Below are 10,770 nucleotides of genomic sequence, written 5' to 3' on the forward strand. Positions count from 1 at the left end.
AACGAAGGGAGTTTATACGTCCGCGATGGCTCGCTCTCGGTGCCACGGAAAGTCTTTCAGGTCGGCTTTCTTGAGCGAATAAGCAATTCGCGTTCACTTGCCGATACAGAATCTGCTAAAAATCACTCCGAGCAGATCATCCGAACTGAATTCGCCGGTGATCGAATTCAACTGGTCTTGGGCGAGGCGTAGTTCTTCAGCGAACAGATCAAGCGCCTGCGAGTTTTGATCCGCATGCGCGGCGGCGGTCGCGAGATGCTCTTCGGCGGCGCGCAGTGCAATCAGATGACGCTCGCGCGCCAGGTACACGCTTTCCGCGCCCGCTTGCCAGCCGGCGATTCGCAGTAACTCGTCGCGCAACAGCGCCACGCCGTCGCCTTGTTTGGCCGAGAGCCGCACTTCGCTCAGTTCGAGTTCGGCGTCGAGTGTTTGCGCTGCTGGCGCGAGGCCCGTCAGGTCAGTTTTGTTCAATACGCGTACCACTGGCACCCCGACCGGAAAGCGTCCGGCGATCACCTCGTCTTCGGCTGTCATGCCGGTGCGTGCATCGAGAAGATGCAGCACGACATCCGCACGCTCGATCTCATTCCAGGTACGCGCAATGCCGATTTTTTCGACTTCGTCCTCGGTATCGCGCAGGCCGGCCGTATCGATCACGTGCAGCGGAATGCCTTCGATCTGAATGGTCTGCGCGACCTTGTCCCGCGTCGTGCCGGCGATCGGCGTGACGATGGCCAGCTCCGCGCCCGCCAGCGCATTCAGCAGCGACGATTTGCCGACGTTCGGCTGCCCGGCCAGCACCACTGAGAGGCCTTCGCGCAACAACGCGCCTTGCCGCGCCTCGCTCAGCACGTGGGCGAGGCGCTCGCGAATCCGCGCGAGCTTGCCGCGGGCGTCGGCGGCTTCGAGGAAGTCGATCTCTTCCTCGGGGAAGTCGAGCGTCGCTTCGACGAGCATGCGCAGCGTGATCACGTCTTCCACCAGCGCGTGAATGTCGCGCGAAAACGCGCCGTCGAGCGAGCGGCCCGCTGAGCGCGCGGCGGCCTCGGTGCTGGCCTCGATCAGGTCGGCGACCGCTTCGGCTTGCGCCAGATCCAGCTTGTCGTTGAGGAACGCGCGGCGCGTGAATTCACCCGGTTCGGCGAGACGCAGACCGAACGCGCGGCCGGCGTCGATGCAACGTTGCAGCACGAGTTGCAGTACCACCGGACCGCCGTGTCCCTGCAGTTCGAGCACATGCTCGCCGGTGTAGGAATGCGGCGCCGGGAAGTACAGCGCGATACCACGGTCGAGCGCGTTGCCGCTCGCGTCGAGGAACGGGACGTAGCTGGCGTGGCGGGCCGCGAGCGTCTGACCGGTGAGCGCCTGCATGAGCGGCTGGGCCGCCGCCTCGCCCGCTCGTCCGAACGAGATCCGCACCACGCCGATCCCTCCCCGGCCGGGCGCGGTGGCAATGGCGACGATCGGATCGGAATCGGTGGTGAGCATAGAAGCGTGGCAGAAAAACAGAGAGGAGGGCGGGGTGCCGGCGGTCAACGCGGCGCGAGGCATTGTAACGCGGCGGTGTGTGAAGGCTGACCGACGGCGCGGCGGAGCCGTCGCTTTGACGACTCGGAGCTGATTTCGGATTTATCTCACAAAAGCTAAATTGTGCCTCGATTTTTTGAGAATACCTGTAACTTCACGAGATGACCCTGTGCCCATCAGACTGTAGAAAAGAGCAAAAACGCACAATTTTTTAAAATCGCGGCACATCACGGCTGGCGCTGGCCAAAGCTAAAAAAATGAGAGATTTTCGATAATTGCTAGCCTGGTTGGTTGAGAGCCAATGGCTCGGCCGCTTGCACAATCCGATGCATGACGACCAACCCATTGAAAGCCGCATTTGCCGAACGACTCAGCCGCTCGATGAAGCGGCGCAATATTTCCAACGGGGCCGAGCTCTGCACAAAATTCAATCTCCTCCACACTGGCGCAGATGTGACGGATCAGGCCATCTACAAATGGCTCAATGGAACGACGATGCCACGCGCGGCCAACCTGCGCACGTTAGCTAAATTGCTAGACGTGGATAAGCATTGGCTGGCCTACGGACTGTCGAAGGGTACGAAGGCCAAGCCGCTCGCGCCCGGCGAGAACTATCCGCTTTCGGCCGAGACGATCAAATGGGAGCCGCAAAAGGGTGCGCTGGTTTTGACGATAAACCTCGAAGACCGTGCCGGATTCCAGGAGGTGACTGTCCGCCTTACTAGCCAGAATGGCGAGGAAAGTTAGTGAGGGTGGGGCCTGCAGGCCTTTCCTTTGATCGCTGATGCATTCGGCGCTCAACGGCTTCGTACCGACTGGTCTCGGTAGTACCAGATCGTGTCGACCTAACATCCGGACGATCCGGACGACTGCGCCGCCTGCCGGACTGCCTGTCGGTTAACGCCACAAGCAAGTCGGATTTATCTCAATTAGGCTAGGATTGCTACCGCGTTTCTTGCGGAAAAATAGGACGCCGCCGAACCTTAAGGCCACGAGCGGCCCACCGCACAACGAAAAACAACAAAAAATGACAACTTCGGCAGACGCGTTGTTCGGCGGCGCCTGCAAGCTAAATGTATCTCAAATAAGCTATAACGAAGCCTGGCTGGTTGTCAACTGGTTGAACGTTGAATTGCACAATCCGGCCCATGCCGACCAACAAAGAAAAAGCCGCCTTCGCCAAACGGTTGAAGGACCTGCTAGAGCCGCTGAAAATTCGCGGCGGGACCAAACTCGCCGAGCAATTCAATCTCCGCTACCGGGGTGAACGTGAGGTTACGCCGCAAACCGCTCACAAGTGGTTATCCGGTACGACGATCCCGAAGCCGGACAAGTTGCGCACGTTGGCCGAATGGCTGAACGTCAAGGAGCATTGGCTTCACTACGGACCGCCACCGGGCACGAATGCGAGGCCGTTGGCGCGCGGTGAAAAATATCCGCCGACGCCGGAGACGATCGAACTTGCTTCGAAGATTCAGTCGCTGACGCCGAAAGACCGCTTTCTGGTCGAAGAGATGATCGTGCGCTTTTACGGTGAGGATGCGGAAGGAGAGTAACGACCGCGTCGTCGTTTAAGCGCGTTTAACCTGACCATAAAAAATGCCGCCCGGTTTGCACCGGGCGGCATTTTCTTTCGCTGCTTCGTTGCCGGCCAGACGCGGCTTGCATCAGCCTGCGCTAGCGGGCGTTGCCGCCCGCCTCAGCCGCGAAATCAGGCGGCTTTGGTTTTCGCCTGGCCCATCATTCGCGTGATGTAGTACTGCTGCGCGATCGACAGCACGTTGTTCACGACGTAGTACAGCACCAGGCCGGCCGGGAAGAAGAAGAACATGACCGAGAACGCGATCGGCATGAACATCATCATCTTGGCTTGAACCGGGTCCGGCGGCGTCGGGTTCAGCTTGGTTTGCAGGAACATCGAGACGGCCATCAGCACCGGCAGAATGAAGAACGGATCCTGTTGCGACAGATCGTGAATCCAGAGAATCCACGGCGCGCCGCGCATTTCCACCGACGATAGCAGCACCCAGTACAGCGAGATGAACACCGGAATCTGAATGACGACCGGCAGACAGCCGCCGAACGGATTGACCTTCTCGGTCTTGTACAGCTCCATCAGCGCGGCGTTCATCTTCTGCGGATCGCCTTTGAAGCGTTCACGCAGTGCTTGCATGCGCGGCGTGATCGCCTTCATGCGCGCCATCGACTTGTAGCTCGCGGCCGACAGCGGGAAGAACACAGCCTTGATCAGCAGCGTGAGCAGCACGATCGACCAGCCCCAGTTGCCGACATAGCTGTGGATCTTCTCGAGCAGCCAGAACAGCGGCTTCGCGATGATCGTCACCCAGCCGTAGTCCTTCACCAGTTCCAGACCCGGCGCAATGCCTTCGAGCATGCGCTCTTCTTCCGGACCGGCGAACAGCTTGGCCGACACGTCGACCGTTTGGCCCGGGGCAATCGTCGCGACCGGTTCCTTCACGCCGACGCGGTACAGCGCCGGATCGATCTTCTCGACGTAGATGTCGCGTTTCGCACCTTGCTGCGGAATCCAGGCCGACGCAAAGTAATGCTGAACCATCGCGATCCAGCCGTTGTCGGCCGAAGTCGCGTAATCCTGCTTGTTCTTGTCGATGTCGCCGAACGTCATCTTCTGGAAGTGATGCTGGTCGGTGTAGACAGCCGGCCCGATGAACGTGTGCGAGAAGCGCGGCGTTTCCACCGGCTGGTCGTCACGCACCAGTTCCATATAGACGGACGGGCTCACCGGCGTGGTGCCGACGTTCTGGATCTTCGTGTCGACGCCGATCACATAGCTGCCACGCGTGAACGTGTAGGTCTTGATGACCTTCACGCCGCCCTTCACCGGCGACTCGAAGCTGAGCTGGAACGACTTGGCGTCGCCCGTCAGGACGTGCGGCTGGTTCGGCAACGGCGTGTAGATGTCGTTGTGATTCGGGAAATCGCCGCCGAGCAGGCCCGTGCGCGCCAGATACGTATGGTTCGCGGTGCGGTCGAACAGCGTGATGACGAGATCCGGCTGCTTGCCGTTGCCTTGCTTGACCAGCGACAGCTTCGACAGCGTGCCGCCGCGAGTGTCGATTTCGCCGCTATAGACGTCGGTGTTGAACTTGATCAGTTGCGATTGCGTGGCCGCCGGCGCGTTGCCCGGAGCGGCTGCGTTCGTGGCCGGCAGATCGGCGGGCTGGGTTCCCGGCGTCGTGGTTCCCGGTGCGGCGCTACCGACGGTCTTGGTCGGCGTGGCGCTCGGGAAGAACATCGACGGGCGTCCGTGGTCGCGTTGCCAGTTGTCGAACAGCATGACCGCTGACATGAAAAAGATGACCCATAGGACGGTGCGTTTGATATCCATGCGTTGTCTCAGTGTCGATGGAACGGCGCGTCAGCGCTTTTCAGAAGTGGGAGGCGGGACGAGATCGATGCCGCCCGCGGAAAACGGGTGGCAGCGGCAAATACGCCTGGCGGCGAGATAAGTCCCGCGCGCGGCGCCATGATACTGGATTGCTTCGCGCGCGTAATCAGAGCAGGAAGGGTAAAAACGGCACCGGTTGCCGAGCATTGGGCTCACGGCAACCTTGTAGAAACGCAGTAAAGCGAAAAGTACCGTTTGCATGGCTGGTGCGGCCGGACGGCGCCGCGCAACGTGGAGTACCGGGCGACGCCCGCGCAGCACGGCCGCCGGAGCGGCCTGAACTGCAAAGCGGGCGGTCACTTGAGCGTCATTCCGTCTTGGGCGCTTCCGCGGGCGGCGCCTCGCGACGGGTCACTTCGCGCGCTGCCTTGTCGAGCAGCGCCTCGATTTCGCTGCGGCACAGCGCCCTCAACGGCGGCGACGAAGCGCTCGGCAAAGCCTTCTTGTCGAAGCGCGTGTGCAAACGCAGCAGCACATCCCAACCGCCGAATTCCGCGCGACGCAGCCGGAAGGCTTCACGCGCGATTCGACGTACCAGATTACGCGTGGCCGCGCGCGGCGCATACTTCTTGCCGATCACGAGGCCTAAGCGAGCTTCGTTGCCGGTGGGCCGGCCGTACACCACGAAGTGCGCAGTGCGGCGCCACGGGCGCAAACGAAAAACGGATGAAAATTCATCCGTTTTCAGCAGCCTTGCGGCTTTGGGGAAGGCGGCTTGCGCTCGCAACGGAACCGAGCCCAGTTGCTGCGCTTCAGCCGTTCCCGCGTCACCGCGGGCTTCACTACCCGGCATAAGCGTCGCGTGCAACGCCTGCCTTAGATGGCGAGGCGCTTGCGGCCCTTCGCGCGACGTGCGTTGATGACCTTGCGGCCACCTGCGGTCTTCATGCGAACGCGGAAGCCGTGGGTGCGCTTGCGACGGGTAACGGAAGGTTGGTAAGTACGTTTCATGTTGCTCTCACTTGATCGAAAAATAACCGCGCGATCATCGCTGAAAGCGCAATGGCCGGAGGTTTACTGAATTGGTTTTCGCGGAACCCGCTATTTAAACCGGTTTTTCGTTGACCGTCAATAGTTTAGCCTGGTTCGGCCGTTCCCCGCGAGCAGTTCGCCAGGTGATCCGTCCCTGTGGATAACTCCCTTGTGGGTCCGATTTGGCGTTAGAATCTCGCCTTACTTCCCAAAAATCCTGCACGCCGCTCCGGCTCGCTTGCCCCGCAAACCCTTGTGGCACAAGCGCCTGGAGCCATTGCGCCTGGTTAGTCTGGCTGCTCAGGGCCTTGTTGCGTGCGCGCGACGGGGGCAGCGGCAACCGCCGTGCACACCATAACGACAGCAACTCGATGAACGATTTCTGGCAACACTGTTCCGCATTGCTGGAGCGTGAGCTGACGCCCCAGCAGTACGTGACGTGGATCAAACCGTTGGCCCCGGTCGCCTTCGACGCCGCTGCGAACACGCTTAGCATCGCCGCGCCGAACCGTTTCAAGCTCGACTGGGTCAAGAGCCAGTTCTCCGGCCGCATCGCGGATATGGCCCGCGATTTCTGGCAGGCTCCCGTCGACGTCCAATTCGTGCTCGACCCGAAAGCCGGCATGCGCGCCCCTGTGGCAGCCGCGCCGGCAACGGCGCCGGTGCGTCCGGCTTCCGCGCCCAGTTCGATGGGCGGTAGCGCTGGCAACGGCGCTGCGGTGGACGCAGCCGTCGGCGCCGTGCAAGCGGCGCAGGCCGCGCGCACCGGTGGGGCGAACGGCGCGAACAACGCGATGGCCAATCTCAACGCGAATGCCCGCGCCGCAGCCGAGCAAAACGCGAACGCGCGCGCCGCGGCCGCAGAAGATTCCGCCGACCTCGATCTGCCCAGCCTCGACGCGAACGAAGCCGCGGCCGCCCGTCGCACGTGGCGTCCGGGTCAAAGCGCCGGCTCGAACGGCAACGGCGAGACCGACTCGATGTACGAGCGCTCCAAGCTGAATCCGGTGCTGACCTTCGACAACTTCGTGACCGGTAAGGCCAACCAGCTGGCGCGCGCCGCGGCGATTCAGGTCGCGGACAATCCCGGCATCTCCTACAACCCGCTGTTCCTGTATGGCGGCGTGGGTCTGGGCAAGACTCACTTGATCCACGCAATCGGCAACCAGCTTCTAATGGACAAAGCCGGCGCGCGGATCCGCTACATCCACGCGGAACAGTATGTGTCCGACGTGGTGAAGGCCTACCAGCGCAAGGCGTTCGACGATTTCAAGCGCTATTACCACTCGCTCGACCTGCTGCTGATCGACGATATTCAGTTCTTCTCCGGCAAGTCGCGCACGCAAGAGGAATTCTTCTACGCGTTCGAGGCGCTGGTCGCGAACAAAGCGCAGGTGATCATCACCAGCGACACGTATCCGAAGGAAATTTCGGGTATCGACGACCGTCTGATCTCGCGCTTCGACTCCGGCCTGACCGTGGCGATCGAGCCGCCCGAGCTGGAAATGCGCGTCGCGATTCTGATGCGCAAGGCGCAATCCGAGTTCGTGAGCCTGAATGAGGACGTCGCGTTCTTCGTCGCGAAACACTTGCGTTCGAACGTGCGTGAGCTCGAAGGCGCGCTGCGCAAGATCCTCGCGTATTCGAAGTTCCACGGCCGCGAAATCACCATCGAGGTGACGAAAGAAGCGCTGAAAGACCTGCTGACGGTGCAGAACCGGCAGATTTCGGTGGAAAACATCCAGAAGACCACGGCTGATTTCTACAGCATCAAGGTCGCGGACATGTATTCGAAGAAGCGTCCCGCGAACATCGCGCGGCCGCGGCAGATCGCCATGTATCTGGCGAAAGAGCTGACCCAGAAGAGCTTGCCGGAGATCGGCGAACTGTTCGGCGGGCGCGACCACACCACGGTGCTGCACGCGGTGCGCAAAATTGCCGATGAGCGCAGCAAGGACGCGCAACTGAACCACGAACTGCACGTGCTGGAGCAGACGCTGAAGGGCTGAGCGGGCTGTCTGGAAAAAACGACCTGTTTATTTCTGAAGTCGCCCCCATTTTAGTGAGGCGGTTCCGTTTTCAGGCACAATACAGGTTTAACCGCCCGGCGGCCGCGGGCGGATTTCACGCCGTGACAGGCGCTGCGTGGCGCCGGCGGGGAGCCACGGCTGCGCGCGGGAACGCTGTCCTGGCAAGGCGCGCAGGCCGTTATATCAACGAAGGAACTCTATGCAACTGGTCAAGACCGAACGCGATAACCTCCTCAGGCCGCTGCAAACTGTGAGCGGCATCGTCGAACGCCGCCATACGTTGCCGATCCTCGCCAATTTGCTGATTACCAAGAACGGCCCGGACGTGTCGTTCCTGTCGACCGACCTCGAGTTGCAGATCACCACGCGTGCCGATTTCGGCGTGGGCGGCGATTCGGTGGCGACCACGGTGGCAGCGAGAAAGCTCCTCGACATTCTGCGTGCCATGCCCGACGGGCAGGTCACGCTCACGCTGAATGACAAGCGTTTGACCGTGCAATCCGGCAAGAGCCGCTTTGCGCTGCAAACGCTTGCCGCGGACGAATTCCCGACGGTCGCGCAAGCTAAAGACTACGGCGCGAACCTCGTGGTTCCGCAGAAGACGTTCCGCCAGTTGCTCGGCATGGTCCATTTTTCGATGGCCCAGCAGGATATCCGCTACTACCTGAACGGCATGCTGCTGGTGGTGGACGGCGACCAGCTGATGGCGGTCGCAACCGACGGTCACCGTCTGGCGTTCTCGTCCATGAAGATCGAAGGCTCGTTCCAGCGTCAGGAAGTGATCATTCCGCGCAAGACGATTCTGGAACTCCAGCGTCTCTTGGAAGACATCGACGACACGCTGAAGATCGACATCGCGCAGACGCAGGTCAAGTTCACGTTCGGCCAGGTCGAACTGGTGTCGAAGCTGGTGGAAGGCAAATTCCCCGACTTCCAGCGCGTGATTCCGAAGTCGCACAAGAATCAGTTCGTGATCGGCCGTGAAGAACTGCAGCGCTCGCTGCAACGCGCCGCGATTCTGACCTCGGACAAGTTCAAGGGCGTGCGCTGCATCATCGAGCCGGGCCAGTTGAAGATCATGTCGACCAACGCCGATCAGGAAGAGGCGCAGGAAGAACTGGAAATCGCATACGACGGCGACAGCGTCGATATCGGGTTCAACGTCACGTATCTGCTCGACGTGCTCGCGAACCTGAAGGTCGACACGTTGCAAGTGAGCCTGGGCGACGCCAGCTCCAGCGCGTTGATCACGATTCCCGAGAACGACGAATTCAAATACGTCGTCATGCCGATGCGCATCTAACGCGTCCAACACCAAAGAACACACCAAGGGGCGCAGCGCCCCTTTGGCGTTTTTATGGTGATTTGAAAAGTCCCGAGCAGCAACCTTGCAGCAACGCAGAACCGGAAAAAATCCATGACTGAAACGAACAATTCGCAACCCGACAACAGCTACGGCGCATCCTCGATTCAGATCCTCGAAGGTCTGGAGGCGGTGCGCAAGCGGCCCGGGATGTACATCGGGGATACATCGGACGGGACCGGTCTGCATCACCTCGTATTCGAAGTGCTGGACAACTCCATCGACGAAGCGTTGGCGGGGCATTGCAACGACATCCAGGTGATCATTCACGCGGATAACTCCATTTCCATCACTGACAACGGCCGCGGCGTGCCGACCGGTCTGAAGATGGACGACAAGCACGATCCGAAGCGCAGCGCCGCTGAAATCGTGATGACCGAGTTGCACGCCGGCGGCAAATTCGACCAGAACAGCTACAAGGTGTCCGGCGGCCTGCACGGCGTGGGCGTGTCGTGCGTGAACGCGCTGTCGGCGTGGCTGCGTTTGACCATTCGCCGCGACGGCAAGAAGCACTTCATGGAATTCCATCGTGGCGTGCCGCAGAACCGCATTATCGAAGAGATCGACGGCGTGGCTGTTTCGCCGATTCAGGTTACCGGCGAAACCGAGAACCGCGGCACCGAAGTGCACTTCCTCGCCGACGAGACGATTTTCGGCAACATCGAATATCACTACGACATTCTGGCCAAGCGGATTCGCGAACTGTCGTTCCTGAATAACGGCGTGCGAATCAAGCTGACCGACCAGCGCACCGGCAAGGAAGAAGATTTCGCGTTCGTGGGCGGCGTGAAGGGCTTTGTCGAGTACATCAACAAGAACAAGTCCGTGCTGCACCCGAACATTTTCCACATCAGCGGCGAGAAAGACGGTGTGGGCGTGGAAGTGGCGATGCAGTGGAACGACAGCTACAACGAAAACGTGCTGTGCTTCACGAACAACATTCCGCAGCGTGATGGCGGCACGCACTTGACCGGTTTGCGTGCGGCGATGACGCGCGTGTTGAACAAGTACATCAACGATCACGAAGTCGCGAAGAAGGCGAAGGTTGAGACTTCGGGCGACGATATGCGTGAAGGGTTGTCGTGCGTGTTGTCGGTGAAGGTGCCGGAGCCGAAGTTCAGCGCGCAGACGAAGGACAAGCTGGTGTCGTCGGAAGTGCGCGCGCCGGTGGAGGATGTGGTCGCGAAGGCGCTCGAAGAGTTTCTGCTCGAGACGCCGAATGACGCGAAGATTATTTGCAGCAAGATTGTGGATGCGGCGCGCGCGCGGGATGCGGCTCGGAAGGCGCGTGAGATGACGCGTCGCAAGGGTGTGCTCGACGGCGTGGGTCTGCCTGGGAAGCTGGCGGATTGCCAGGAGAAGGATCCGGCGAAGTCCGAGATTTATATCGTCGAGGGTGACTCGGCAGGCGGGTCGGCGAAGCAGGGTCGGGATCGGAAGTTTCAGGC

General features: G+C 60.8%; 10 protein-coding genes. 5 read left to right on the plus strand and 5 right to left on the minus strand.

Annotation, left to right across the window (positions count from 1 at the left end):
• Window positions 1-93: 93 nt before the first annotated feature.
• Entirely contained in the window at window positions 94-1,488 is a 1,395-nt protein-coding gene (gene mnmE, locus P0D70_RS31290; RefSeq protein WP_408187325.1) for a tRNA uridine-5-carboxymethylaminomethyl(34) synthesis GTPase MnmE, read from the minus strand.
• 369 nt (window positions 1,489-1,857) lie between these two features.
• On the opposite strand from mnmE, the gene P0D70_RS31295 reads away from it, so the two are divergent.
• Together P0D70_RS31295 and P0D70_RS31300 are read left to right on the plus strand one after the other, a co-directional pair.
• A complete protein-coding gene (locus P0D70_RS31295) occupies window positions 1,858-2,274 on the plus strand; it encodes a helix-turn-helix domain-containing protein (RefSeq protein WP_408187326.1) in 417 nt (138 codons plus the stop codon).
• 401 nt (window positions 2,275-2,675) lie between these two features.
• Entirely contained in the window at window positions 2,676-3,083 is a 408-nt protein-coding gene (locus tag P0D70_RS31300; protein ID WP_091797629.1) for a transcriptional regulator, read from the plus strand.
• Window positions 3,084-3,238: 155 nt separating this feature from the next.
• On the opposite strand, the gene yidC is transcribed toward P0D70_RS31300, so the two are convergent.
• The 4 genes from yidC to rpmH form a co-directional block, all read right to left on the minus strand.
• Window positions 3,239-4,897, minus strand: coding sequence for a membrane protein insertase YidC (yidC, locus tag P0D70_RS31305; protein WP_408187327.1), 1,659 nt, complete (start codon window positions 4,895-4,897; stop codon window positions 3,239-3,241).
• A gap of 30 nt (window positions 4,898-4,927) precedes the next feature.
• The gene (gene yidD, locus P0D70_RS31310; protein WP_081936011.1) at window positions 4,928-5,158 is read right to left on the minus strand and encodes a membrane protein insertion efficiency factor YidD; all 231 of its coding nucleotides are present in this window, start codon (window positions 5,156-5,158) and stop codon (window positions 4,928-4,930) included.
• A 106-nt stretch (window positions 5,159-5,264) separates the two neighbouring features.
• A complete protein-coding gene (locus tag P0D70_RS31315) occupies window positions 5,265-5,750 on the minus strand; it encodes a ribonuclease P protein component (RefSeq protein ID WP_091797623.1) in 486 nt (161 codons plus the stop codon).
• A gap of 23 nt (window positions 5,751-5,773) precedes the next feature.
• Window positions 5,774-5,908 (minus strand): 50S ribosomal protein L34, encoded by a 135-nt coding sequence (rpmH, locus tag P0D70_RS31320; protein WP_004198824.1) that lies wholly within the window; start codon window positions 5,906-5,908, stop codon window positions 5,774-5,776.
• Window positions 5,909-6,300: 392 nt separating this feature from the next.
• On the opposite strand from rpmH, the gene dnaA reads away from it, so the two are divergent.
• The 3 genes from dnaA to P0D70_RS31335 all read left to right on the plus strand — a co-directional run.
• Window positions 6,301-7,938, plus strand: a complete 1,638-nt coding sequence (dnaA, locus tag P0D70_RS31325) for a chromosomal replication initiator protein DnaA (RefSeq protein ID WP_408187328.1) — start codon at window positions 6,301-6,303, stop codon at window positions 7,936-7,938.
• Window positions 7,939-8,158: 220 nt separating this feature from the next.
• The gene (dnaN, locus tag P0D70_RS31330; RefSeq protein ID WP_007180118.1) at window positions 8,159-9,262 is read left to right on the plus strand and encodes a DNA polymerase III subunit beta; all 1,104 of its coding nucleotides are present in this window, start codon (window positions 8,159-8,161) and stop codon (window positions 9,260-9,262) included.
• A gap of 114 nt (window positions 9,263-9,376) precedes the next feature.
• The coding region (locus P0D70_RS31335; RefSeq protein ID WP_408187329.1) for a DNA gyrase subunit B at window positions 9,377-10,770 on the plus strand (1,394 nt) is incomplete at its 3' end.

Origin of the sequence: Paraburkholderia sp. RL17-381-BIF-C (assembly GCF_046026435.1) — a bacterium.
GTDB lineage: Bacteria > Pseudomonadota > Gammaproteobacteria > Burkholderiales > Burkholderiaceae > Paraburkholderia.